The organism is Promicromonospora aerolata (assembly GCF_042682255.1).
GTDB lineage: Bacteria > Actinomycetota > Actinomycetes > Actinomycetales > Cellulomonadaceae > Promicromonospora > Promicromonospora aerolata.
Window position 1 is genome coordinate 43,472 of sequence record NZ_JBHUHF010000001.1, and the last position, 25,038, is coordinate 68,509.

A 25,038-nucleotide genomic window follows, 5' to 3' on the forward strand; every position below is an offset into this window, starting at 1 on the left:
GGTGCGCGCGCCGGTGCGCTGCCGACCATCGACGGGCATAGAGTCTTCCAACGTGTCGGACATCGTCGATGCGGCCAAGCGACTACTCGTCGGCCGCCCCAAACGTAGCGAGAACCTGGGGCGCACGCTGCTGCCCAAACGGATCGCTCTGCCCGTGTTCGCCTCGGACGCCCTGTCGTCCGTGGCGTACGCGCCCGACGAGATCCTCCTGACCTTGTCGCTGGCCGGTGTCGCGGCCATGATGTTCTCACCCTGGGTCGGTCTGGCCGTGGTCGCGGTGCTGCTCATCGTGGTGGCGTCCTACCGGCAGAACGTGCGTGCCTACCCGTCCGGTGGCGGCGACTACGAGGTCGCCAGCACCAACCTGGGCCGCACGGCGGGCATCGGCGTGGCCTCCGCGCTCCTCGTCGACTACGTGCTCACCGTGGCGGTGTCGATCTCGGCGGCGGCCCACTACGCATCCGCGGCCATCCCAGGGATCCAGGGGTACGAGGCGGTCGTGGCGGTCGTGGCGATCGCGGTGCTGACCCTGACCAACCTGCGCGGCGTGCGGGAGTCGGGCCGGACGTTCGCGATCCCGACGTACTGCTACATGGCGGTCATGGGCGCCCTGGTCGTCACCGGTGCCATCCGCTACTTCGCCGGCACCCTGCCGCGGGCCGCCAGCTCGGACTACGAGCTGGTGGGGGAGGCGGCGTTCGACCAGGGGCTGGTCGGCATCGGCGGCGCGTTCCTCCTGGCCCGTGCGTTCGCGTCCGGCTGTGCGGCGCTCACCGGGGTCCAGGCGATCAGCAACGGCGTGCCCGCGTTCCGCAAGCCCAAGTCGCGCAACGCGGCCACCACGCTGCTGCTGCTCGGCGTCATCTCGTCGACGATGATCATCTCGATCCTCCTGCTGGCGCAGGCCACCGGCGTCCGCTTCGCCGAGGACCCCCACACCCAGATGCAGGTCGACGGCGAGCCCGTCCCCGCCGACTACGTGCAGATCCCCGTGATCGGTCAGCTCGCCGAGTCCGTGTTCGCCGGCTTCCCCCCGGCCTTCTACGCGGTGTCCGCGGTCACCGGTCTGATCCTGGTGCTCGCCGCGAACACGGCGTTCAACGGGTTCCCCGTGCTGGGATCGATCCTCGGCCGCGACGGCTACCTGCCGCGCCAGCTGCACACGCGCGGCGACCGCCTGGCGTTCTCCAACGGCATCGTGACCCTCGCGGTGGCCGCGATCGTGCTCGTCGTCGCGTTCGACGCCTCGATCACGCGCCTGATCCAGCTCTACATCGTGGGTGTGTTCGTGTCGTTCACGCTGTCCCAGCTCGGCATGCTGCGGCACTGGACCCGCGAGCTGCGCACGGAGCCGAACCCCACGGTCCGCGGCCGGATGAAGCGCTCGCGGGTGGTCAACGGCATCGGTTTCGGGCTCACCGGCACCGTCCTGATCATCGTCCTGGTGACCAAGTTCACGCATGGTGCCTGGATCACGTTCCTGGCGATGGGCGTGCTGTTCATCCTGATGCGGGCCATCCGCAAGCACTACGACCGGGTGCGGGACGAGCTCGCGCTCGACGACGTCTCGGCGGCCCGGGCGCTGCCGAGCCGCGTGCACGCCGTCGTGCTGGTCTCCAAGGTGCACAAGCCGACCATGCGGGCCCTGGCCTACGCGCGCGCCGCCCGGCCGAACGTCATCGAGGCGGTCACCGTCGGCGTGGACCGGGAGGACATCGACGGCCTCGTCGCCGAGTGGGAGGCCCTTGACCTGCCCGTTCCCCTGCGCATCCTGGACTCGCCGTACCGGGAGATCACCCGGCCCGTGCTCAAGTACGTGCGCTCCGTGCGGCGGGAGTCGCCGCGTGACCTCGTGATGGTGTACATCCCCGAGTACGTGGTGGGCCACTGGTGGGAACAGCTGCTGCACAACCAGTCGGCGCTGCGGCTCAAGGGCAGCCTGCTGTTCACACCGGGGGTCGTGGTGGCGTCCGTACCGTGGCAGCTCGCCTCCTCGCGGGGGCACACCGGCCTCGAGGAAGACACCTTCCTGCACGGCAGGCGGCTCTGAGGAGGGGATACTTGACGTATGCCCCGTAACCCCGACCGTCGCTCCGCGCCCGCCGACTCCTCCTCGGGCGGCCGCCCGCGCCGTCGTCCGCAGCGCTCACCGCGGCCGGACCGCGGCCGTCGCGTGAGCGACGTCCCCGCCCCCGAGGTGGGCCTCGAGATCGAGCTGGAGGTCGGCCCCGTCGCGCACGGCGGGCACTGCGTGGCCCGCCTGGACGGCCGCGTCGTCTTCGTGCGGCACACGCTGCCGGGCGAGCGGATCCGTGCCCGCGTCACGGAGGGCGGACCGAGCTTCTGGCGGGCCGACGCCATCGAGGTGCTGCAGGCCTCGCCGGACCGGGTGGAGCCCGCCTGGCCCGCCGCGGGCCCCGACGGGGTGGGTGGCGGTGAGCTCTCGCACGTCGCGCTGCCCGCACAGCGGCGCTGGAAGACCGACGTGCTGGTCGAGCAGCTGCAGCGCCTGGCCCGCATCGATCCGGAACGGCTGGCCCACGAGGTCACCGTCGAGGCCGCACCGGGCGACGACGAGCGCCGCGGCCTGCACTACCGCACCCGCATCGACCTGGTGGCCGACGCCGAGGGGCACGCGGGCATGCGCAAGCACCGCTCGCACGACGTCGTCGCCCTGAAGAAGATGCCGCTCGGCACCGCGGAGGTCGCGGCGTTCGCCGTGGCCGAGGACGTGTTCACGCGCAGCTGGACGCCGGGGGCGCAGCTCACGCTGGTGGCCCCCTCCGAGGGGGATCCGGTGCTGCTGGTCGACGGCGAGCCGTGGCGCCGCGGGAAGCCGGACACCCGGCCCAACGCCCGGCGAGCCGTGACCGAGACCGTGACCGGGCCGTGGGGCACGCACCGCTACCGCGTCGCCGCCGGCGGGTTCTGGCAGGTGCACCGTGAGGCGCCGTCCGTACTGACCGCCGCCGTGCTGGAGGCCACCGGCGCCACCTCGGGCGAGCTGGCCGGTGCGACCGTGCTGGACCTGTACTCCGGCGCGGGGCTGTTCACGCTCCCGCTCGCGGACGCCGTCGGACCCGAGGGGCGGGTCGTGGCCGTGGAGGGCGACGAGCAGGCGGCCAAGGACGCCCGCCGCAACGCGCACGCGTCGGATCAGGTGACGCTGGAGGTGGGGGCCGTGGACAAGGTGCTCGCGTCGGACACCGTGCCGACCGCCGACGTCGTGGTGCTGGACCCGCCGCGGTCGGGTGCCGGGCGCGCCGTGGTCGACGCGATCGCCGCGCGTGCCCCGCGCCGGATCGTGTACGTGGCGTGCGACCCGGCGGCGCTCGCCCGCGACGTCGGCTATCTCGCCGCACACGGTTACACGCTCTCGCGGGTGCGCGGGTTCGACCTGTTCCCGCACACCCACCACCTCGAGGCGGTCGCCGTGCTGGACCGCACGGCCTGACCGCCACGATGGACGAACGCCACATCACGGGACGCATAGGATGCGCCTCGTGAAGCGATGGCTGGTGCGTGGTGGGGTTGTGGCGGGTGTGACGACGGCCTTCGTCCTGGCGGTCGCGGTAGGCATGCTGGTCGGTGCCGGGGGGCTCTCGGTCGACGGCGGGACGATGACGCTGTCCCGGACGTCCGTGCCCACGCCCACGCTCCTGCCGGCTCCGACACCGACACCCAGCCCGGTGACGTCCGCCCCGTCCCCGTCCCCGTCCCCGTCGCCGTCGTCGTCGCCGTCCGTGGTGGCCGGCGAGACGGAGCCGGTCGTCGCGCTGTTCGTCGGCGACTCCTACACGGTCGGCCAGCGTGCGTCGTCGCCGGAGCGGCGGTGGAGCACCCGGGTCGCCCGCGAGCTGGGCTGGACCGAGCGCAACGTCGCCGACGGCGGGACCGGGTTCGTGAGCAGGAAGCCGGACCGGGACCTGCTGTCCTACGCGGAGCAGCTGCGCTCCGTGCGCCGACCCGGGGAGATCGACCTCGTCGTGATCGCCGGAGGGCAGAACGACTTCCCGGAGCTGCGCGAGACGCCCGCCGAGGTCTTCCGGGCGGTCGGTGACACGTACGCGCTGGCCGCGCGGCGCTTCCCGGAGGCGCAGATCATCGCGGTCGGGCCGTCCACGCCGTGGGAGGTCGGGCTGGAGGTCCGCGCCCTGGACAGTGCCGTGCGTGCGGCGGCCGAGCGGCACGACGCGACGTACGTCTCGATGGTCGACCCTGACGTGGTGCTGGACCGGCACGTCGACGCGGACGGGGTCCATGTCGGCGACCAGGGCTACCGGGCCATCGCGGACCGGGTGGTCTCGCAGATATCTTGACGTCAAGATATATGCGTTATGCTGGCCTGAGCAGCCCGGCTTAGGCTGGGTGAAGCCCCCTGGAACCCATGCGAAGGCTCCATTGCGCGATGACCGCGCCTGTGAGAGCCGACGCACCGTCAGCCCCGCAGAAGGAGCCACAGTGAGCACCGTGGACACGTTCGGATCGAAGGGAACGCTGGAGGTCTCGGGCACGTCCTACGAGATCTTCCGGCTCAACGCGGTCGAGGGAGTCGAGCGCCTCCCGTACTCCCTGAAGATCCTCGCCGAGAACCTCCTGCGCACCGAGGACGGCGCCAACATCACCGCCGACCACGTGCGCGCCCTCGCGTCCTGGGACCCCGACGCACAGCCCGACACCGAGATCCAGTTCACGCCGGCGCGCGTGATCATGCAGGACTTCACCGGCGTGCCCTGCGTCGTGGACCTCGCCACCATGCGCGAGGCGGTCGCCGCGCTCGGCGGCGACGCGACCAAGGTCAACCCGCTGGCCCCTGCCGAGATGGTCATCGACCACTCCGTGCAGATCGACGTCGCCGGCCGGGCCGACGCCTTCCAGCGCAACGTCGAGTTCGAGTACCAGCGCAACCACGAGCGCTACCAGTTCCTGCGCTGGGGCCAGACGGCGTTCGACGACTTCAAGGTCGTCCCGCCGGGCACCGGCATCGTGCACCAGGTCAACATCGAGTACCTGGCCCGCACGGTCATGACCCGCGAGGTGGACGGCGCGCTGCGGGCCTACCCCGACACCTGCGTGGGCACCGACTCGCACACCACCATGGTCAACGGCCTGGGCGTGCTGGGCTGGGGCGTCGGTGGCATCGAGGCCGAGGCCGCGATGCTCGGCCAGCCGGTCTCGATGCTCATCCCGCGCGTCGTCGGCTTCAAGCTGAGCGGCTCCATCCCCGCCGCGGTGACCGCCACCGACGTCGTGCTCACGATCACGCAGATGCTGCGCCAGCACGGCGTCGTCGGCAAGTTCGTCGAGTTCTACGGCGACGGCGTGGCCCAGGTGCCGCTCGCGAACCGCGCCACCATCGGCAACATGTCGCCGGAGTTCGGCTCGACGGCGGCGATCTTCCCGATCGACTCCGTCACCGTCGACTACCTGCGCCTGACCGGCCGCTCCGCGGACCAGCTCGCGCTGGTAGAGGCGTACGCCAAGGAGCAGGGCCTCTGGCTCGACGCCGACACGCCGGAGCCGGTGTACTCGGAGTACCTCGAGCTGGACCTGTCGACCGTGGTCCCCTCGATCGCCGGGCCGAAGCGCCCGCAGGACCGCATCGAGCTGACGAACGCGAAGAGCGCGTTCATGCGCGACCTGCCCACGTATGCGCCCGAGGTCATGGACCGGGTGGACGAGGCCGAGAAGGAGTCGTTCCCCGCGTCCGACTCGCCGGCCATCACGCCGAACGGCCGCAAGCACGTGCACGTCACGAACAGCGAGGGCAAGGAGTTCGAGCTGTTCCACGGCGCGGTCGCGATCGCCTCGATCACGTCCTGCACCAACACCTCGAACCCGTCGGTCATGATGGCCGCCGCGCTCCTCGCGAAGAACGCGGTGGAGAAGGGCCTCGTGTCCAAGCCGTGGGTCAAGACCTCCATGGCGCCGGGCTCGCAGGTCGTGACCAACTACTACGAGAAGGCCGGCCTCTGGCCGTACCTCGAGAAGCTGGGCTTCCACCTGGTCGGCTACGGCTGCGCCACGTGCATCGGCAACTCGGGCCCGCTCGACGAGAAGGTCTCCGAGGCCGTCAACGAGCACGACCTGTCCGTCGTCTCCGTGCTGTCGGGCAACCGGAACTTCGAGGGCCGCATCAACCCGGACGTCAAGATGAACTACCTGGCCTCCCCGCCGCTGGTCATCGCGTACGCCCTGGCCGGGACCATGGAGTTCGACTTCGAGCACGACCCGCTGGGTCGTGACGAGGCGGGCAAGCCGGTGTTCCTCCGCGACCTCTGGCCCACGCCGGAGGAGGTCGAGAAGACGATCGCGTCGTCGATCGACCGCAAGATGTTCGAGTCGGACTACGCCGACGTCTTCAAGGGCGACGAGCGCTGGGCCGCGCTGGAGACCCCCGAGGGCGACACGTTCGCGTGGGACCCCGAGTCGACCTACGTGCGCAAGCCTCCGTACTTCGACGGCATGGGCATGACGCCCGAGCCCGTCACCGACTTCTCGGGCGCCCGCGTGCTCGCCAAGCTCGGCGACTCGGTCACCACCGACCACATCAGCCCGGCCGGCTCCATCAAGCCCGACAGCCCGGCGGGCACGTACCTCGCCGAGCACGGCGTGGGTCGTCGTGACTTCAACTCCTACGGCTCGCGCCGGGGCAACCACGAGGTCATGATCCGCGGCACGTTCGCGAACATCCGCCTGCGCAACCAGCTCCTGGCCTCGGAGAACGAGGGCGCGGGCGTCGAGGGCGGCTTCACGTACAACTTCGTGAAGGACGCGCAGGACACGATCTACGACGCCGCACAGGACTACGCGGCCGCGGACATCCCGCTCGTGGTGCTCGGCGGCAAGGAGTACGGCTCCGGCTCGTCGCGCGACTGGGCCGCCAAGGGCACCGCCCTGCTGGGCGTCAAGGCCGTCATCACCGAGAGCTTCGAGCGCATCCACCGCTCGAACCTGATCGGCATGGGGGTGCTGCCGCTGCAGTACCCGGCGGGCCAGAACGCCGAGTCGCTCGGCCTGGACGGCACGGAGACCTTCGACGTCGCCGGCGTCACCGCGCTGAACGAGGGCACGACGCCCGAGACGGTCAAGGTCACCGCGACCAAGGGCGACGGCGCGCAGGTCGAGTTCGACGCCGTGGTCCGCATCGACACCCCGGGTGAGGCGGACTACTACCGCAACGGCGGCATCCTGCAGTACGTGCTGCGTTCGCTCGTGGCCTGAGGCCACAGGGGTAGAGCTTGATCGCACGACCCTGACAGAAGAACGAAGTGGACCGCCTGCCGACGGCAGGCGGTCCACTTCGTTCTTGTCGTACTGCTGGTCGTGCCTACTTGCCGATGCCGGACTTCCGGGCGGCGTTGATCAGCATCCTGTTGTCCTTCTTGCTGATCAGCTCCTCCGCCTCCAGCCGGTCGGCGATCTGGCCGACGTGGCTCAGGAACGCCTTCTGGCTGACCCACGGGCCGTCCGCGTCGACGAGGTCGGCGATCGTGCAACCGTTACCGGTGTCCACGTTCGCCACCCCGCTGTCGACACCGCCGATGATCACCGTCGGGCGCTCGTCGGAGACCGGGCAGGCGTCCGTCGCGGCCCGCGAGACGGAGAACCGGAGCGTCCCGGTCCGGGTGACGTTGCCGGCGTTGTCGGTGGCCCGGTACTGCAGCGCGTGCGCCCCCGGGTCGGTGACGTCGAACGTGCCCGTGTAGGCCCGGAAGATGAAGTCGTCGAGCGCGTACTCGATGAACGCGATCCCCGACTCACCGTCCCGGGCGTTGATCGTCACCGTCGCCGAGTTGATGTAGGCGCCGGTGTCGTCCTGGTCGCCGTCCACCTGGGCCGACGCGATCGGCGCCGTGGTGTCCGGCGGTTCCCCGCCACCCACGACGACCAGCTCCACCGTGCCCGGCTCGGACGTGTTGCCGTCGTTGTCGGTGGCCCGGTAGGACACCGTGTGCGAACCGGTGATGTCGACGATCACGGGGTCCGTGTAGGGCGTGTAGCCGGCGCCGTCCAGGTCGTACTCGACGCTCGCCACGCCCGACCCGGTGTCCTCGGCGAGGATCTGCACCGTGGCCGAGGCGATGTAGGCGCCGTCGGCGTCCTGCTCGCCGGTCACCTGGGTGGTGACGGTCGGCGGCGTGGTGTCCACCACGGGCGGCTCGACGACGGTGAACGTCGCCGAACCGGGCTCGGAGACGTTCCCCGCGGCATCGGTGGCCCGGTAGGTCACCGTGTGCTCGCCCGGTGTGTCGACGACCACGGGGTCGGTGTAGGCCGCGTAGCCCGCGCCGTCCAGGTCGTACTCGACGCTCGTCACGCCCGAGCCGGCGTCCACAGCCGTGAGGTTCACGGTCGCGGACCCGACGTAGGCGCCGTTGTCGTCGAGCTCTCCGGTCACCTCCGGGGTGACGACAGGTGCCGTCGTGTCCTCCCCGTCAGCGGCGACCACCACCACCTGCACCGTCTCGGGCGCCGAGGTGTTGCCGGCGACGTCCGTGGCCCGGTGCTCCAGCGTGTACGTGCCGGGCGTGTCGAGCACGACCGGCTCGGTGTACGGGACGTACTCGCCGCCGTCGAGCGCGTACTCGATGCTCTCGACGCCCGAGCTGTCGTCCTCGGCCGTGAGGCCGACGGTGGCCGAGCCGATGTAGGCGCCGTCGGCGTCCTGCTGGCCGGTGACCTGGGCCGTGCTGACCGGTGCGGTGGTGTCGCCGCCCCCGCCCTCCTCGGTGACCACGAGCTCGCCCACCATGTCGGGGTGCCCGGGGATCGCGCAGAAGTACCGGTACGTGCCCGGGGTCAGGACGACCTCGGCCTCGTAGCGGCCGGCGTTGTCGTCGAACGGGTTGGCCAGGATGTCCAGGTCGACATCGTGGTTGTACCCCGGCGTGCTGGTGTCGAACGTCAGCGTGTGCGACATACCGATGTTGTTACCGGTGGCCGCGCTGTTCTCGAAGACGATCGTCGTGGCCCCGGCGGTCGCCGTGGCCGGCGCCGAGGCGTACTCCGTGACGCTGGCGCTCGCGGTCCAGGTCAGCACCTGCTCGGCTGCCTGCTCCGCTGCCTGGGTCGCCGTCTGCTCTGTCGTGTCGCCGCGGTACTCCACCGCGGCGGCCCCCGCCGGGGCCAGCGGCAGTGCCACGAGGGCACTGACCGCGGCCCCGGCGAGAAGCCGGGAGAGTTTCTGTCGGAACATGGGGGTGCCTCTCATCTTCTCGAACGTGGTCACAGGTCCCGCACCCGGATGTTGCGGAACTCCATGGCGTCCGCGTCACTGTGGTTCTGCAGACCGATGAAGCCGCTGAGGAACTGCCGCATGTCGGTCGGCGGGTCACCGGCGCGCGAGGACTCCTTGCCCGGCGAGTTCTCGAACTCGTTGATCACCACACCGTTGCGGATGATCGTGTACTGCTGGCCGACCACCTGGATCTCGTACTCGTTCCACTCGCCCTTGGGGGTCACCCCGGCCTCGGCCAGACCGTTCGAGTCGAAGTTGTACACCGAGCCCGTCTTCTGCGGCTCGCCGCTCTCGCCGTCGTAGAGCTGGATCTCGTGGCCGCAGTAGATCGCCACCCACGCCTCGGCGTCGGTCAGCTGACCGCACTCCGGGCGCTCGTCCTTGGCGACCCGTGGGTCGGGGAACCGGGTGAAGACGCCGCTGTTCGCGTGGCCGTCACCGGGGGCGACGTCCTTGAACTGCAGCTTCAGCGAGAAGTCCTCGAACTCCTCCGCGGGGTACCAGAGCATCCCCAGACCGCCCTGGGCCTTGATGGACCCGCTCGGCAGGTGGTCGAAGTTGCCGCCCGGAGCCTGCCGCCACTTGGCGAGCGACTCCGAGGTGCCGTCGAAGAGCCACCGGTACCCGGTGGTGCCGGCCGTACCGATGTCGGACCGCGACGCGGTCCGGACCAGCTTCTTCTCCTCGCTGCGGGTGATGACGCCGTCGGCCTGCAGCTGCTCGGCCACGCCGGTCACGTGGTTGACGAACCGGCCGTTGGTGTCCCAGTCCCGCTCGTCGTTGATCAGGTCGTTGATCGTGCAGCCGCCGAGGTCGTCGTTCTGGACCTTGGTGTCGGTCTCCCCGAACCAGACGGTGTCCCGGTCGTCCGGGATGGTGCACGTGGTCTCGACCGGAACGTCCACCGTGTTCGTGCTGCCGTCGGCGTAGGTCACCGTGAGCGTCGCGTCGTAGCTGCCGACGCGGGCGTAGGTGTGCCGCGGGTTCGCCTCGTTCGACGTGTTTCCGTCCCCGAAGTCCCAGGCGTAGGAGACGCCGCCCGATTCGCCACCGGTGAAGGCGACGGTGAGCGGGTCGCTCTGCACGCTGGCCCCGGCGCCGGCCGGAACCGGAGTGGCCGGTCCACCCGTGTAGCTGATCCGGGTGAGCTTCTGGCGATCGGTCAGGGAGAAGAAGCCGCCGCCGTAGTCGAGCAGGTACAGCGCGCCGTCCGGACCGAACTTGGCGTCCATCCACTGGTCGACGCGGTCGTCGCCGTTGCCGCCTCGGATGATCTGGCGCAGGTCCTCGGCGAAGGCCGGGGCACCCGCCTCCTCGACCGTGTCCGGGTTCACCGTGACGGCGATCCGGTTGTTCGAGTTCGACTGGTCACCGATGAACCACTTGTTGTCCCAGTGCGCGGGCCAGGCCGCGCCGCTGTCGGTGTCGACCTCTGACCGGTGGTAGGTCGGGCCGTTCATGATGGCCTGACCGCCGCCGCGCAGGTACGGCTGGGTGTAGGTCGCCTCTTCGTCCACGTAGGACGGGATGCCGTCCTCGCCGATCGGGAAGACCGGACCGCCGCCGCTCGGCGAGTACCAGATCATGTTGTCGCGCACCGGCGGAAGGTCCACCAGGCCGGTGTTGCGCGGCGAGGTGTTCTTCGGGTTGTCGCAGTCGTACCAGCCGGTCAGCACCGACGCGTCCTCGTTGCTGCGGTCCCGGTAGGGCTGCCCGTTACCCATGCAGTACGGCCAGCCCTGGTTGCCGGCCGACGTGATGATGGTCGCGGTCTCGTACTTGGCCGGGCCGAGCTCGGGGCTCGGCCGGCTCGCGTCCGGCCCCACCCAGGCTGCGGTCAGCCAGTCGTTCTTCGTGTCGTAGGCGAGTCGCGAGATGTTGCGGACGCCCATGACGTAGATCTCCGGGCGCGTCTTGTCGCCCGGGTCGTCGGCCTCGGGGAACAGGTTCCCTTCGGGGACGGTGAACGTGCCGTCCGGCTCCGGGTGGATGCGCAGGATCTTGCCGTTCAGGCTGTTCGTGTTGCCCGCGGTACGGCGCGCGTCCTGGAACGAGATGCCCGCGTATTCCTGGGTCCAGTTGTTGCCGGAGTAGCCGCCGGAACCGCCGGAGGAGTTCGCGTCGCCGGAACCGATGTACAGGTTGCCCTCGTCGTCGAAGTCCATGCCGCCGCCCGCGTGGCAGCAGCTGTGGATCTGCGTCTCCCAGGACAGGAGGTCCTTGCGGGTGGACTGGTCGATGGTGTTCGCCTCGGCGTCGTACGTGAAGCGCGACACCGTCCGCTCACCGACGCGCCGCTCGGTGTCGATCGACTCGTGCGGCATCCAGTAGAGGTAGATCCAGCTGTTCTCGTCGAACTTCGGGTCGAGGGTGATCCCGAGCAGACCCTCCTCGTTCTTGACCAGCTCGCTGCCGCTGCCACGGTTGCCCATGACGTCGAGCGTGGTCAGCAGCTTGGTCTCCTCCGACTCCGGGTCCCAGCGGTGGACGGTGCCACAGCCGAGCCCGACGTTCGGGTCGTCCCAGGACTCGATCGGGCCGGACGCGCACGCCGCCTTGCCGATGTAGAAGACGCCACCGTCGGGGGCGACCGTCAGGCCGTGGGGCTCGCCGATCTGGTCGAGCTTGCCGTCGGCGTTCTCCGTGGTCAGGCGCTGGACGTCGTAGTTCTCGGCGATGGTCGCCTGGCAGTCGCCGCGGACCATACCGGTCGACCAGAGCAGACCACCGAGCAGGTGGTCACGGAACTCCGGCTCCGTGTAGCTCTCGGAGGTGCCGCCCATTCCGGTGTAGAACGACCGGCCGCCGTCGTAGTCGCGGCACCAGGAGACCGGGTGGAAGGGCCCGTTGGCGCTCTCACCGGGGTCGTAGTCCCACTCCTGGACCTGCGCGACCGTGTGCACGTCGCCCGTCGGGTTCGGCGACCAGTTCAGCCACCGGTCCGAACGGGTCCAGTTCAACGGGAGGCCTTCGTTGGCCGGGTGCGCGCGGTCGACGACGTTGACCGTCGCCTCCTGCACCTTGATCTCCGGCTCCGGCACGTCGTCGGCCGCCGCGTCGAAGAGCTGGATCTCGGCGAGCTGGGTGAGGCCGTCGCCCGCGTTCGCCGTGATGTCGAGACGGTAGTGCTGGTAGGCGGTCTCGTTCTCGAACCGGTAGTCCATCGCGGTGTACCGGTCGGGGAACTCCTGGTCCGTCTGCGTGTCCAGGTCGGTCCACGTCTCACCGTCGGTGGAGCCCGCCAGCGTCCAGTTCTTCGGGTCGCGGCCCGCGAAGTCGTTCGCCGAGGTGAGCGCGTACCGGGAGGCCACGACGGGCTCTGCCATCTCGAGGTTGATGGTCGCCGTCGGCTCGAAGGCGAGCCACTTGGTGTTCGAGTCGCCGTCGATCAGGTTCTCGGCGTCCTCGTTCGGCGGGTTCTCCGCGCTCGCGGTGGCGCTCGCCACGGCCAGCGGGTCCGGCAGGTTGCCGGCCGGCCGGGTGCCGATCAGACCGGTGAACCACTGCGAGCGGTCCTGTGCCCTGGCGGCGTCGCGGACCCCGAGGAAGCCGCCACCGGCCTGCACGTAGTCCTGGAGCGCGCCTTCCTGCCCTGTGGTGAGCTCTGCGCCCTCGGCGGAGAGGAAGACCACCCCGCGGTAGTCCGCGAGGTTCTTCGCGGTGAAGGCCCTCGGGTCACTGGCCGTGTGCACGGTGAACCCGTGCTCGGCGCCCAGCTCCTTGATGGCCCTGGTGGCTGCCGCCACCGGGTCCTTCTGCTGGTCCGGTGCGCCGTGGAACACCAGCACGTTGATGTCCGCGGCGTCCTGGGCCACGTCGAGCGCCGCGGGCGCGGCGGCCACCGGGGCGGCGCCGCTGGTGGTGCTGCGCTGCGCCTGCGCCGGCACGGCTGCCAGCGAGACGACGAGGGCTGCGCCCGCGACTGCGGCGAGCGTGCTGCGTACCGTTCTGTGCGGGGCTGCTGCCCCATGGACCGTGCGTCTTCCTATCCGTTCCATCACTGCTCCTTTGCGGGTGATCAATGCGTCCGGGTCTCGTCCCCGCCTGCTCCGCCGGTCGTCAGGACGCGGCGTGCCCGGCGGTCAGTGGCCTGCGTGGCCCGTGTCGCTCTGGGTGGTGCTGGTACTGGTGCTCGTGTGGGTGCCGTGCTGGTGGAACCGGTCGATGGCCTCCTGAGCTCCGTCGGGCATGGATCCGTCGGCGTTGCGCACCAGGAACACACCGGCCATGCCGCCGTCCGAGTGGAACTGGACGTGGCAGTGGTACATCCAGGCGCCTGCGCCGACCCTCTGCCCGGCCTTGACCTGGAAACCGAACGAGGAGCCCGGGTTCAGGTCCGCGTTGTCCACGACCTGGCTGGGGTCGTCGGGACCGGTCAGGTAGCCGGTGCGGTTGTTCGCCCAGCGGTGGGCGTGCACGTGGAAGGTGTGCAGCTGGTCCCCGTGGCCGATCGCGAGGAACTCGACGGTCTCGCCGAGGTTCGCCTCGAACATCGGGGTGTCGGGTGCCGACTTGTTGTTGATGGTCATGTCGTTGAAGACGACGGTGAACGTGCGGTCGGGCAGGATGTCGCCCTTGCGGCGCACGATGAGCCCGCCGTAGAGGCCCGCGCGCAGTCCGTCGGTGCCGTGGGCGCCGCCCAGCGCGTGGTCGTGGTAGTGCCAGTAGCCCGCGGAGCCGGGCAGCCAGTGACCGTCGTCCAGCTGCTGCGGCGCGTGGGTCCGCCACGTGTAGGTGCGGGTCTCGCCCGGCTCGTTGAACGAGTCGTTGAACGGGCTGCCGTCCGACTCGGTCTTGTAGTCGACACCGTGCGGGTGGATCGACAGGCGCTTGTCCGTGTTGTTCACCAGCTCGATCTGGAGGGTGTCGCCCTCCCACATCTCCAGCAGCGGGCCGGGGATGCTGGCCTTGCCGGGGGTGAGGCCGTAGCCGTACTGCCCGTTGGGCAGCGGCTCCGCGAAGATCGTGATGTGCCGGGTGGTACCCAGCGGGCGGATGGCCCCCGGTCCGGCGGCGGCAGCGGTGTCGGCGCCGAGCGCCAGGACCGCGGTCGGTGCGACGAGCCCGGCGAGGGTGCCGGTGAGGATGGAGCGACGGGACAGGTTGCCCCGCTCGGATCGGTGGTCGGTGGCGTTCTCAGACATGCGTCTCCGTTCGACACCGCCGGGCAGGCCCACGGGCCGTCCCGACGAGGCAGGGATCAGGAGGGGGTGGGGGTTCAGGTGCGCGAAACCGTCGGCGGCGACGCCGCGGATGACAGCGGTGTCACGATGATCACGAAGGTGGACCACATCGTCGTTCCCTCCAAGGACGTCGGCTCGTGACCGTCAACGGCGGCGGACACGCCCTCATGACTCATACAGCCGTCTCGGTCGGTAAGACCCTAGATGACTCGCATGGGTGTTGTGCACCACAAGGTGGCTTTGTGAACCTATGGCGACTTCTGTCGAGTGTCAAGCAAAAGATGAACTATTCTCGACATACTTCCTCTATCCGTCCAGGTAAAGAGGGGGCGCCCCACCCCGCGTGCGTGCGGGACGGGGCGCCAGGGTGCGGCGGCGGGGCAGCGCTACGGCGGCGGCAGGAGCACCCATACGGCGGTGCCGAGCAGGACCGCCCCGGTGAGCAGGCCGGTCACGGGGTGGGCGAGTGCCGCCGTCGAGCGGTGGCCGCGGGGGTGCGTGAGCCCGCGGAGCGTCCAGCCGAGCGGCCAGGCCAGTGCGGCCGCAAGGAGCCCGGCAGCGCCGCCGAGGTAGAGGGCGGGCACGTCGAGGGTGTTGGCGACGATGCCCACCTGGATCGCCGTGGACGCCGCGACGATCGTCGGGATCAGGTGGAGCCGGGACCTGCCCGTGGTGACGCCGGCCTTGGCGTCATCCTTGGCCGCCGCGACCGCTCGGCGGTACCTGCTCGCGACGAGCCCGGTGCACCAGCGTGTCAGGGCGGCATGGGCGAGCAGCGCGGCGGCGTAGATGCTCACCACCGGTCCGGTCACCACGGTGCCCTCGGACCAGGTGCGCACCGCCGCAAGGACGCCGAGGGTCACGACGGCGACGGAGAGCGCGACACCGACGTAGGGGACGAGCCGTGTCCAGGGCCCGGCGTGCCGGACCGTCCAGGCGAACCACAGCGCGGCCAGGATGCCGACCGCGGTCGCCGCCAGGGCGTGGTCGCTCGCGTGCTCCATCGTCTTCCCCTCCGCGGGACCGGACCCACACCGGACGCTAGAATAGGGTGTTTTTGCAGGTCAGGGAAGGATCCATGCATCCGGCTGGGTATCGTCCCGGCTAGGCGGACGCGGGTGCCGCCAGGTGGTCCAGGATCCGGGCCCGCACCGCGAGATCGCCGAGGATCTGGTTGTGGCCCAGCCCGGTGGTCGTGAACAGCTCGCTCGACGCCGCATGGGCCTCGTGGAGCCGCTCCGACAGGACGTGGGGGTTCATGCGGTCGCCCGCGTCGTGCACCCAGAGGGCCGGCACCGTCGCCGGGACGGTGCGCGCGGTCAGGTCGAAGCGCGCGTAGACGTCGGGCTGGTCGGGCAGTCCGTAGCGCTGGGCGGTCGTCGCGAACCGGTCCCGCAGGGCCCAGGGGATCCCTGCCGCACGGACGAACCCGTCGGTGGTGACCCGGACCGACGAGATCCCGGAGATCGCGGTGAAGCGTTCGGCCCGGATGCCCTCGTGCAGGGCGATCCCCGCGCTGAGCACGCCGAGCGAGTGTCCGATCACGCCTGCCCAGGGGGCGCTCTCGGCGTCGGACAGCCGCCGGATGATGGTGAGGTCGTCGAGGCCGGTGCGCTGCCGCCCGCCGGAGGCGCCGTGGCCCGGGGCGTCGTAGGCGACGGCCCGGAGCCCGGCGCCGGTGAGGTCCTCGATGATCCGGCCGAACGCCGAGGCGCGGGAGCGCCAGCCGTGCACCAGCAGCACGCCGCGCGCGTCGGGGTCGCCCCAGGTGTAGGCGGTCACCGCGACCTCCCGGCCGCTGCCGGCCCGGACGTCGCGGCCACGGCCGAACGTGGTGCGGTGCGCGAGCCGGGTGCGGCGCGCCGCGTCGTGGACGGCGCGATCGGCCTCCCGGACCGGCGCCGGTGTGCCGACGCGCCAGTAGGCGGCCGCGCCGAGCGCCAGGGCGAGCGGTGGCGCGACGCGGCCGAGGGTGCGGAACGTGGCGCGGGTCGCGCGCTGGGTCTGGGACACGGGGGCCTCCGGTGCGGGCGTAGACAATCTGTGCGATCGTTCGCACACTATCTGATGTGCGAACGGTCGTACACTCTTTTGGATGAACGAGTCCACCGACCTGCGCCGCGCCCGCGGCGACCGCACCCGACGCGCCGTGCTGGACAGCGCGGTGCAGGAGGCGTCCGTCAGCGGTCTGGACGCGTTGTCGTTCGGTGCGCTGGCCGCGTCCGCACCCGTCAACAAGAGCGCGATCGCCGGGCTCTTCGGATCCAAGGAGAAGCTCCAGCTCGCCGCGGTGGAGCGCGCCACCGAGATCTACACCGAGCACGTGATCGCGCCGGCGCGCTCCGCCGAGCGGGGGCTGGGGCGCCTGTGGGCGCTGGTGCAGGCCTGGATCGAGTACTCGCGCTCGCGCGTGTTCCGGGGCGGCTGCTTCTTCCGCACCGTCGAGGTGGAGTTCGACATGCGCGGCGGCGCCGTGCGGGACGCCGTCGTCGCGGCGCAACGGACCTGGGAGTCGTACGTCGCGCACCAGGTGCGGACGGCGGTCGACGCCGGCCAGCTTGACCCCGGGACCGACCCCGCCCAGGTCGAGTTCGAGATCAACGCGCTGCTGAACGCCGCGAACGACCGCTCGCTCCTGCTCGCCGACGACGGCGTGTACGGTCGCGCCGAGCAGGCCGTACGAGCGCTGCTGGCGGCCCACGGTGCGGACCCTGTCGCCCTGCGGTGAGCCGGCGGACGTCGCGGAGCCCCGGATGTGGGCAACGGGTGTACACGCCCTCGTTACCCTCTGTTCATGGCGATGTCGCGTGAGGTACCAGACGGCTCGTCCGAACATTCCGCGCTCGTGCTCGCCACGACCCGCTGGGGCACCGGACCTGGCCGGGCGCTGCTCCTGCACGGCATCGGGTCGGCGGGCGCCACATGGTGGCAGCTCGCCGAGACCCTCGCCGAGGACGGCTTCGAGGTGGTCGCCCCCGACCTGCGGGGCCACGGCACCAGCCCCCGCGCCGACTCCTACCGGCTCACCGACCACGTCGCCGACGTCCGCAGCCTCGGCACCGGCTGGGACCTCGTGGTGGGCCACAGCCTCGGCGGCCTGCTCGGCGCCCTGGCCGCCGACACCGACCGCCGGTTCACGCGCCGCCTCGTGCTGCTCGACCCCGCCCTCGACATCCCGGACGACCGGTTCGAGACCGGCGCGGCCCAGGAGATCGCCGAGGCTGCCCACCCGCCGTCGGCCCAGGCGGTGCGGGCCGCGCACGCCGCATGGGACCGGCGGGACGTCGCGGCCGTCGCCGACGCGGCGAAGGCCGCCGACGCCGACGCCGTGGCACGCACCCTGCGCGACAACGCCCCGTGGCGGCACACCGACGTCATCACCCGCCTCGTGGTCCCCACGCTCGTGCTCGGTGCCGACCCCGCCCACGAAGCCCTGTTCCGGCCGCGCACCGGCGTCGAGCTCATGATCCGCAACCCGAGCGTGCGGGTGCGCATCGTGGTGGGTGCGGGCCACGCGGTCCACCGCGACCGGCCCGCGGCCGTGGCGACCGCCATCCGGTCCTTCCTCTGGTGAGTGCGCCTCCGGACCGGAGTTAAGGTCGGGCAGTGAGCTCTTCCGCATCCGCACGCAAGCAGCTGGTCGCGCTCGCCGAACGGGGTTTCGAGGGGCCGTGGCGGCACGCACGCGGTGACTTCACGAGCGACGCCCGCCCGGCGTCGGTGCTCGTGCTGTTCGGCGTCCTGGACGGCCTGGCGGCCCACCGCGACGACCACGACCTGGCGGTACCCGCCGACCTCGACGTGCTCCTGCTCGCCCGGGCGGCCACGCTCCGCAGCCACGCCGGCCAGGTCGCCTTCCCCGGCGGCCGGGCCGACGACGGGGAGGACGCCGTGGCCGCCGCCCTGCGCGAGGCCGTCGAGGAGACCGGGCTGGACCCGGCCGGCGTCGAGGTGCTCGGCGCGTTCGACGAGCTCCCCATGCCGGTCAGCAACCACGTGGTCACACCGGTGCTCGGGTGGTGGTCCCGCCCCACGCCCGTCGGAGTGGTCGACGTCGCCGAGTCCGCGCACGTGTTCCGCGCCCCCGTGGCCGACCTCCTGGACCCCGCCAACCGCTTCACCGTCGTCGCCCGCCGCGGCAACCAGGCCTGGCGCGGCCCCGGCTTCCACGTGCACGACGGCGACCTCACCCACCTGGTGTGGGGGTTCACCGCCGGCGTCCTGGACGCCATGTTCGACCAGCTCGGCTGGACCGAGGGCTGGGACCGCACCAAGGAGCTGGGGATCACGTGACGTCCGACGACCTGAGGAGCGCCCGATGACCGAGGTGACCCGTACCGCGATCCGCGCCGCGGCCGCCCTGATCCGCCCGCACGTACGGCACACCCCCGTGCTGGACGTCGACCTCGCCGACTTCGGCCGCGCCGCCCACCCCGTCGCGCTCAAGCTCGAGTGCCTGCAGCACTCCGGGTCCTTCAAGGCACGCGGCGCGTTCACGAGCCTCCTGACCCGCGACGTACCCGACGCCGGGGTGGTCGCCGCCTCGGGCGGGAACCACGGCGCGGCGGTCGCCTACGCCGCCGCGCGGCTCGGCGTCCCCGCGACCGTCTTCGTGCCGAGCGTGACCTCGGCGGCCAAGGCCGACCGGATCCGCGGGTACGGCGCCAAGCTCGTCGTGGGCGGCGACCGGTATGCCGACGCGCTCGCCGCGAGCGAGGAGTTCGTCGCCAGCACCGGCGCCCTCACCGTGCACGCGTACGACCAGCCCGAGACGCTGATCGGACAGGGCACGCTCGGCCTCGAGACGGGCCAGGACCTGCCCGACGTCGACACGCTGCTCGTCGCCGTCGGCGGCGGTGGCCTCATCGGCGGGCTCGCTGCCTGGTTCCGCGGCGACGTCAAGATGGTCGCCGTCGAACCCGAGGGCGCGCCGACGCTGCACCGGGCGCTCGCGGCGGGCGCGCCGGTGGACGCGCCCGCCGGGGGCATCGCCGCCGACTCGCTCGCACCCAAACAGGTGGGGCAGCTCATGTTCCCGCTGGCCCAGCAGTTCGTCGCCGCGTCGGTGCTGGTGACCGACGACGCGATCGCCTCGGCCCAGCTCGCCCTGTGGGAGACGGCCCGGGTGGTGGCCGAGCCCGGCGGTGCCACCGCACTCTCGGCGCTCCTGTCCGGTGCCTACGTGCCGGAGCCGGGGGAGCGGGTGGCGGTGCTGGTGTGCGGGGCGAACACGACGGCCGTGCGGTTCACCGGCTGAGCTGACGGGGTGCCCGGACCTGGTTCGCCGGGCTGCGGTTCCGTGTCGGGTTGCTGGTTGCTGTGCTGGCTGCTGGCTGCTGGTTGCTGGTGCGGTGCGGTGTGGCGCCGAACCGCAAGTTGCTGGTCTGGGGCGGTTGCCGAACCGCAAGTTGCCCAGACCTGGTTCGCCGAACCGCAACGACACGCCGGTATCGCACACCCGTTCCGGCGTGTCGTTGCGGTTCGGCGCCGGGGTGGACTGTTTACCTGCGGTTCGGCGTCGGCCCAGACTCTCGGCGTGCGTTTCGGTGCTGGAGTGGACCAGCAACCTGCGGCTCGGTGTCGGACCCACTGTCGGCCCACTGTCAACGTGCGGCTCGAGACGAGACCACACCGTCAACCTGCGGTTCGGCAGCCGGACCGGACCGTCACCGTGCGGTTCGGCAGCCGGACCGGACCGTCACCGTGCGGTTCGGCAACCGGACCACACCGTCAACCTGCGGTTCGGCGCCGGCAGCCGAAGAGCTGTTCGATCGCGTGCTCCCCGACCCCGACCATGATCGGGTGGGTGTCCGGGTAGGAGAAGCAGATGGTCGTGTACAGCAGCGCCCACCCCTGCGCCCTGCGCCACATCCCGGCGTCCCAGCCACGTCCGTCCCGTGCGTGCCTGTCGACCGCGCGGCGGAAGCGGTCGCGGCCCTCGGCGTCGAAGACCAGCCACATCGCGCCGAGGTCCGACGCCGGGTCGCCGCTGGTCACGTCCCCGAAGTCGATCACCGCCGACAGCCGGTCGCCGTCGGCCACGAGGTTGGCGGGGTGCGGGTCGCCGTGCAGCCACACGGGGACGCCGTCGTATCCCGGGGCGTCCGTCGCGTCGGCCCACAGGTCGCGGGCGGGCGCGTGCAGCCGCTCGGGGAGCAGGGCGAGGCGGTCGTCGAAGGTCGCCGACCGCTCCGCGACGGGGATCCCGCGGAACCTGTTGCCGGGCGCGTCCTCCGGGGCCGGCTGGTGCAGTGCGACGAACACCCGCGCCAGGTGCTCGGCCCACGCGGTGCGTCGGGCCGGTGGGACGGTCGCCGCGGGGACGCCGTCGGCCCACCGCACGATGCCCCACGGCCACGGGTAGCCGAGCGCCGTGCTCGGCGCGCCCACGCGCACGGGAACCGGGACGGGGACGGGCAGCCGCGGGGCCAGCAGCGGGAGCACGTGGTGCTCGTTGCGCATGAGCTGCGCCCCGAGCTCGCGGCGGGGGAGGCGCAGGGCGAGGTCGTCGCCGAGGCGGACCATCACGTTGTCCCAACCGTTCGCCACCAGCTCGAGCGGCCGGTCGGCGAGGTCGGGATGCTGCTCCTCCAGGAGTGATCGGGCGAGGTCGACGGTGACGTCGAGGTCGGCGGCGACCACGGCGGCCTCCTTGTCCTGTGCGGCGAGGATTCTCTGCGGCGGGTCCCGTGCCGTGGTCCGGCGGGGCGTCCGGTCCCGGGCAGGCGGTCAACGGTACCGGTGTGCCCATACTGGGGCATGGCCACCACGTGGACCGACGGCGACCCCGCCGCCTACCTCGACGCCGTGGCGCCTGCCGTCCGGCGGCGCGACGCGCGGACGCCGTGCGAGCTCGTGGCGCGCGTCACGGGCGAGGCACCGCGCATGGTCGGCACGTCGATGATCGGCTGCGGCGAGTCCTGAGCGCCGAGCGGCGCGCCCGCGCGCGGTGCTCGCCCGGGAACCTTCCGGGAACCGTTCGCGTTGACGTCAGGCCCGACAACGAGGAGACCCGGTGCAGCAACGCCAGACCGAGCAGTTCGCCGAGCAGGAGTACGTCGATGGACTGTACGCCAGGCTCGACGGCGAGGTGGCGCGCGTCCGCGCGGACCTCGACGAGGCGGTCCGTACCTCGTCGACCGACCCGGAGGAGGCGTTCACCCGCGAGGTGCGCGTCGGCATGCTCACCCGCCGGGCACGCACCCTGGACGCCGCCGAGCACCACCTGTGCTTCGGCCGGATCGACCACGCCGACGGCCGCTCGCTGCACATCGGCCGTACCGGCCTGAGCGACGACGACGACCAGCTGCTCGTCGACTGGCGTGCCGACGCCGCGCGCCCCTTCTACGCGGCCACGGCGGCCCACCCGATGGGGCTGCACCGGCGCAGGCACCTGGGCCTGGACGGCCGCAGGGTCGCGCGCGTCAGCGACGAGATCCTGGACGGCGCGGAGCCCGGCCCCGACGACGTCATCGGCGACGGTCCGCTCCTGGAGGCGATCACCGCGCGGCGCACCGGCCGCATGCGCGACGTCGTCTCCACCTTGCAGTCCGAGCAGGACGCGATCATCCGCTCCGCGCACCGCGGCGTCACCGTCGTCGAGGGCGGACCCGGCACGGGCAAGACGGTGGTGGCGTTGCACCGTGCCGCGTACGTCCTCGCCGGCTTCGACGAGGCGCGGGTCGACGGCGTGCTCGTGCTCGGCCCGGGTTCCCGCTTCCTCGACTACATCGCGGAGGTCCTGCCGTCCCTCGGCGAGAACGACGTCGCGATGAGCACCGCGGACCGGGTCGTCGCCGACGCCCTCGGGCTCGACACGCCGCCCGGTGCGGGGCACGAGCTGCGCCGTGCCGCCGGCGACGCCCGGCTGGCCGACGAGCTGGCCGAGACCGTGCGGCAGTACCAGGCACCGGCCGACTCGCTCGTCGTGGTCGTCGACGGCGACGCCGTCACCCTCGACGAGCACACCCTCGCCGAGGCCCGCGAGTCCGCCGGCGGCGCCGGGCTGCCGCACAACCAGGCCAGGGCGCTGTTCAAGGACCTGGTCGTGGACTTCGTGGCCGACGAGGTGCAGGCGCGCGCCCGTGTGCTGCTCGCGAAGCTCGACGAGGACATCGAGGTGCTCACCGGCGGCGTGGACGTCGACCGGGCCGCGGCCAAGGACCTGGAGAGGCTGGGCTTCGGACCGGATGCGGGCGGCGCCTTCGGGCACGCCGCGGCCGTGGCGGAGCTCGACCCCGGCGCGCTCCGGGCCGAGCTCCTCGGCGACCTCGCCCTGGAGCAGGCCGTCGAGTCCGCGTGGCCGCGGCTCTCCGCCGCCGACGTGGTGCTGGACGTGCTCGACGAGCACCCGGCGCTCGGGACCGACGGCGAGGGAACCTGGACCTCCGCGCACCTGCCGCTGCTCGACGAGGCCGAGCACCTGCTGAACGGCCCGCCGGCCACGATCTACGGCCACGTGGTCGTGGACGAGGCCCAGGAGCTGACACCGATGCAGTGGCGTGCGGTGCTGCGTCGCTGCCCCGGCCGCTCGATGACCGTGGTCGGCGACCTCGCCCAGGCCGGGCCGGCGACCGGCGCCGGGTCCTGGGCCGATGCGCTGGGCAGCGACCTCGCGAAGCGCGCCGACGTGCGCACCCTCACCGTGTGCTACCGCACGACCGCCGAGGTGCTCGAGGAGGCCGCCCCGCTGCGCGAGCGGATCGCGCCGGACCAGGCGCCCGCCGTGGCGGTACGGCACGGCGCCGCGCCTCGCCGGGTCGCAGTGACCGGTGACCTCGTGCGCGCCGTCGTCGAGGAGGCGGAGGCCGAGGTGGCGACCGCGCCGGACGAGCTGGTCGCCGTGCTCGCGGCCGACACGGCGGTGCCCGGCATCGCCGAGGCACTGGCCGGCTCCGACGTCCGGGTGGTGCCGGTCTCCCAGGTGCGCGGGCTGGAGTTCGACGCCGTCGTGGTCGCCGATCCCGCCGGGATCACGGCTGCCCGGCCGGGCGGTGAGCGTGACCTCTACGTCGCGCTGACGCGCCCGACCCGGCGCCTGGTGATCGTCGAGTGATCCTCGGGACGGGTCACCAGCTCGTCGCGACCGGCATCCCTTCCTGGTAGCCGGCCGCCGACTGGATGCCCACCACGGCACGCTCGGAGAACTCGGTCAGCGACCGTGCCCCGGCGTAGGTGCACGCGGAGCGCAGGCCGGACGTGATCTCGTCGAGCAGGTCCTCGACACCCGGCCGCGCCGGGTCGAGGTACATCTTGCCGGTGGAGATGCCCTCCTCGTACAGGGCCTTGCGGGCGCGCGCGAACGCGGTCCCCGCACCGGAGTTGCGGGCCGCGACCGCACGCGCCGAGGCCATGCCGAACGAGTCCTTGTAGAGGCGGCCCGAACCGTCCGACTTCAGGTCGCCGGGCGACTCGTGCGTGCCGGCGAACCAGGAGCCGACCATCACCTGCGACGCGCCGGCGGCCAGCGCCAGGGCGACGTCGCGGGGGTGGCGCACGCCGCCGTCCGCCCAGACGTGCTTGCCGAGCTCGCGCGCCGCGGCGGCGCACTCCAGGACGGCGGAGAACTGCGGCCGTCCGACGCCGGTCTGCATGCGCGTGGTGCACATCGCACCGGGCCCCACGCCGACCTTGAGGATGTCGGCGCCGGCCGCCACCAGGTCGCGCACGCCGTCGGCGGTCACGACGTTGCCCGCCACCACCGGCACCGTCGGGTCCACTGACCGCACGGCCTCCAGGGCGGCGAGCATCTTGGCCTGGTGGCCGTGCGCCGTGTCGACCACGAGCACGTCCACGCCCGCCGCGAGCAGGTCCTTGGCCTTCGTGGCCACGTCACCGTTGATGCCGACCGCCGCACCGATCCGCAGCGACCCCGACGCGTCGAGGGCCGGGCCGTAGATCGACGAGCGCAGCGCGCCCTTGCGGGTCAGCACCCCGGCGAGCCGGCCGTCCCGCACCACGGGAGCCAGGTCGAGGCGTGCGGAGTGCAGCACGTCGAAGGCCGCCTCCAGCCCGCCCGGACCGTCCAGGAGGGCGGCGTCCAGCAGCCGGGGCTCCGCGGACATCACCTCGGCGACGCGCGTGAACCGGTCGACGTCGGTGCAGTCCGACTCCGTCACGACACCGACCGGCCGGTCGTCCTCGACGACGACGGCGGCCCCGTGCGAGCGCTTGCCGAGCAGGTTCAGCACGCTGGCCACGGTGTCGTGCGGCGAGACCACGACCGGGGTCTCGATCACGGGGTCCTTGGCCTTCACGTCCGCGACCACGCCCGCGACGACGTCGGCCGGGACGTCCTGCGGGATGATCGCCAGACCACCCCGCCGGGCGACGGTCTCCGCCATGCGGCGGCCCGCCACGGCGGTCATGTTGGCGACGACCACCGGGATCGTGGTGCCCGTGCCGTCGTCGGACGCGAGGTCCACGTCGAACCGCGACGTGACGTCCGAGCGGGACGGGACGAGGAAGACGTCGCCGTAGGTGAGGTCGGTGGCAGGGCTCTGCTCGGGAAGGAAGCGCACGTTCACCAAGGGTATGGAGTTCTTCCCGCCGTGCCTATGAGTCCGGCCACATCGTTGTGGAGGTATCGCAGACAGGCGAGGGAGGCGAGGCTCT

Annotated in this window: 17 protein-coding genes; 10 read left to right on the plus strand and 7 right to left on the minus strand. The window is 71.9% G+C overall.

Annotation, left to right across the window (positions count from 1 at the left end):
- Positions 1-52 precede the first annotated feature (52 nt).
- From ACFSL2_RS00220 to acnA, 4 genes are all read left to right on the plus strand, one after another.
- Positions 53-2,050: an APC family permease gene (locus tag ACFSL2_RS00220; protein WP_377195938.1), complete on the plus strand. Its 1,998-nt coding sequence runs from the start codon at positions 53-55 to the stop codon at positions 2,048-2,050.
- A gap of 18 nt (positions 2,051-2,068) precedes the next feature.
- Complete coding sequence (locus ACFSL2_RS00225; protein ID WP_377195939.1) at positions 2,069-3,454, plus strand: class I SAM-dependent RNA methyltransferase; 1,386 nt, start codon at positions 2,069-2,071, stop codon at positions 3,452-3,454.
- 49 nt (positions 3,455-3,503) lie between these two features.
- Positions 3,504-4,319 (plus strand): SGNH/GDSL hydrolase family protein, encoded by an 816-nt coding sequence (locus tag ACFSL2_RS00230; protein ID WP_377195940.1) that lies wholly within the window; start codon positions 3,504-3,506, stop codon positions 4,317-4,319.
- Positions 4,320-4,461: 142 nt separating this feature from the next.
- Positions 4,462-7,224: an aconitate hydratase AcnA gene (acnA, locus tag ACFSL2_RS00235; RefSeq protein WP_377195941.1), complete on the plus strand. Its 2,763-nt coding sequence runs from the start codon at positions 4,462-4,464 to the stop codon at positions 7,222-7,224.
- A 106-nt stretch (positions 7,225-7,330) separates the two neighbouring features.
- On the opposite strand, the gene ACFSL2_RS00240 is transcribed toward acnA, so the two are convergent.
- From ACFSL2_RS00240 to ACFSL2_RS00260, 5 genes are all read right to left on the minus strand, one after another.
- Complete coding sequence (locus ACFSL2_RS00240) at positions 7,331-9,199, minus strand: OmpL47-type beta-barrel domain-containing protein (RefSeq protein ID WP_377195942.1); 1,869 nt, start codon at positions 9,197-9,199, stop codon at positions 7,331-7,333.
- 29 nt (positions 9,200-9,228) lie between these two features.
- Positions 9,229-13,239 (minus strand): ThuA domain-containing protein, encoded by a 4,011-nt coding sequence (locus ACFSL2_RS00245; protein ID WP_377195943.1) that lies wholly within the window; start codon positions 13,237-13,239, stop codon positions 9,229-9,231.
- Positions 13,240-13,323: 84 nt separating this feature from the next.
- Positions 13,324-14,385, minus strand: a complete 1,062-nt coding sequence (locus ACFSL2_RS00250) for a multicopper oxidase domain-containing protein (protein ID WP_377195944.1) — start codon at positions 14,383-14,385, stop codon at positions 13,324-13,326.
- 425 nt (positions 14,386-14,810) lie between these two features.
- The gene (locus tag ACFSL2_RS00255) at positions 14,811-15,428 is read right to left on the minus strand and encodes a hypothetical protein (RefSeq protein ID WP_377195945.1); all 618 of its coding nucleotides are present in this window, start codon (positions 15,426-15,428) and stop codon (positions 14,811-14,813) included.
- Positions 15,429-15,528: 100 nt separating this feature from the next.
- Complete coding sequence (locus tag ACFSL2_RS00260; RefSeq protein ID WP_377195946.1) at positions 15,529-16,437, minus strand: alpha/beta hydrolase; 909 nt, start codon at positions 16,435-16,437, stop codon at positions 15,529-15,531.
- A gap of 82 nt (positions 16,438-16,519) precedes the next feature.
- Here ACFSL2_RS00260 and ACFSL2_RS00265 point away from each other — a divergent pair, with 82 nt between their 5' ends.
- From ACFSL2_RS00265 to ACFSL2_RS00280, 4 genes are all read left to right on the plus strand, one after another.
- On the plus strand, positions 16,520-17,152 hold the full coding sequence (locus tag ACFSL2_RS00265) for a TetR/AcrR family transcriptional regulator (protein ID WP_377195947.1): 633 nt from the start codon (positions 16,520-16,522) through the stop codon (positions 17,150-17,152).
- A gap of 66 nt (positions 17,153-17,218) precedes the next feature.
- Positions 17,219-17,998 carry an alpha/beta fold hydrolase gene (locus tag ACFSL2_RS00270; RefSeq protein ID WP_377195948.1) on the plus strand — a complete coding sequence of 260 codons (780 nt, stop codon included), beginning with the start codon at positions 17,219-17,221 and terminating at the stop codon, positions 17,996-17,998.
- A gap of 32 nt (positions 17,999-18,030) precedes the next feature.
- Positions 18,031-18,717: an NUDIX hydrolase gene (locus tag ACFSL2_RS00275; protein WP_377195949.1), complete on the plus strand. Its 687-nt coding sequence runs from the start codon at positions 18,031-18,033 to the stop codon at positions 18,715-18,717.
- A 25-nt stretch (positions 18,718-18,742) separates the two neighbouring features.
- On the plus strand, positions 18,743-19,681 hold the full coding sequence (locus ACFSL2_RS00280) for a threonine/serine dehydratase (RefSeq protein ID WP_377195950.1): 939 nt from the start codon (positions 18,743-18,745) through the stop codon (positions 19,679-19,681).
- A gap of 473 nt (positions 19,682-20,154) precedes the next feature.
- On the opposite strand, the gene ACFSL2_RS00285 is transcribed toward ACFSL2_RS00280, so the two are convergent.
- The gene (locus tag ACFSL2_RS00285; RefSeq protein ID WP_377195951.1) at positions 20,155-21,066 is read right to left on the minus strand and encodes an aminoglycoside phosphotransferase family protein; all 912 of its coding nucleotides are present in this window, start codon (positions 21,064-21,066) and stop codon (positions 20,155-20,157) included.
- Positions 21,067-21,183: 117 nt separating this feature from the next.
- Between ACFSL2_RS00285 and ACFSL2_RS00290 the strand changes: the two genes are divergently transcribed.
- Entirely contained in the window at positions 21,184-21,348 is a 165-nt protein-coding gene (locus ACFSL2_RS00290; RefSeq protein WP_377195952.1) for a hypothetical protein, read from the plus strand.
- Positions 21,349-21,439: 91 nt separating this feature from the next.
- On the plus strand, positions 21,440-23,479 hold the full coding sequence (locus ACFSL2_RS00295) for a HelD family protein (protein WP_377195953.1): 2,040 nt from the start codon (positions 21,440-21,442) through the stop codon (positions 23,477-23,479).
- A gap of 13 nt (positions 23,480-23,492) precedes the next feature.
- Here the strand turns inward: ACFSL2_RS00295 and ACFSL2_RS00300 are convergent, their stop codons facing one another.
- Positions 23,493-24,944: a GuaB1 family IMP dehydrogenase-related protein gene (locus ACFSL2_RS00300; RefSeq protein WP_377195954.1), complete on the minus strand. Its 1,452-nt coding sequence runs from the start codon at positions 24,942-24,944 to the stop codon at positions 23,493-23,495.
- Positions 24,945-25,038: the final 94 nt, after the last annotated feature.

Excerpts from the sequence above, each read along its gene's own strand:
- ACFSL2_RS00265 (WP_377195947.1), top strand. The coding sequence starts at position 16,520 with ATGAACGAGTCCACCGACCTGCGCCGCGCCCGCGGCGACCGCACCCGA.
- ACFSL2_RS00280 (WP_377195950.1), top strand. The coding sequence starts at position 18,743 with ATGACCGAGGTGACCCGTACCGCGATCCGCGCCGCGGCCGCCCTGATC.
- ACFSL2_RS00225 (WP_377195939.1), top strand. The coding sequence starts at position 2,069 with ATGCCCCGTAACCCCGACCGTCGCTCCGCGCCCGCCGACTCCTCCTCG.
- ACFSL2_RS00250 (WP_377195944.1), bottom strand. The coding sequence starts at position 14,385 with ATGTCTGAGAACGCCACCGACCACCGATCCGAGCGGGGCAACCTGTCC.
- ACFSL2_RS00240 (WP_377195942.1), bottom strand. The coding sequence starts at position 9,199 with ATGTTCCGACAGAAACTCTCCCGGCTTCTCGCCGGGGCCGCGGTCAGT.
- ACFSL2_RS00290 (WP_377195952.1), top strand. The coding sequence starts at position 21,184 with ATGGCCACCACGTGGACCGACGGCGACCCCGCCGCCTACCTCGACGCC.
- ACFSL2_RS00255 (WP_377195945.1), bottom strand. The coding sequence starts at position 15,428 with ATGGAGCACGCGAGCGACCACGCCCTGGCGGCGACCGCGGTCGGCATC.
- ACFSL2_RS00245 (WP_377195943.1), bottom strand. The coding sequence starts at position 13,239 with ATGGAACGGATAGGAAGACGCACGGTCCATGGGGCAGCAGCCCCGCAC.
- ACFSL2_RS00270 (WP_377195948.1), top strand. The coding sequence starts at position 17,219 with ATGGCGATGTCGCGTGAGGTACCAGACGGCTCGTCCGAACATTCCGCG.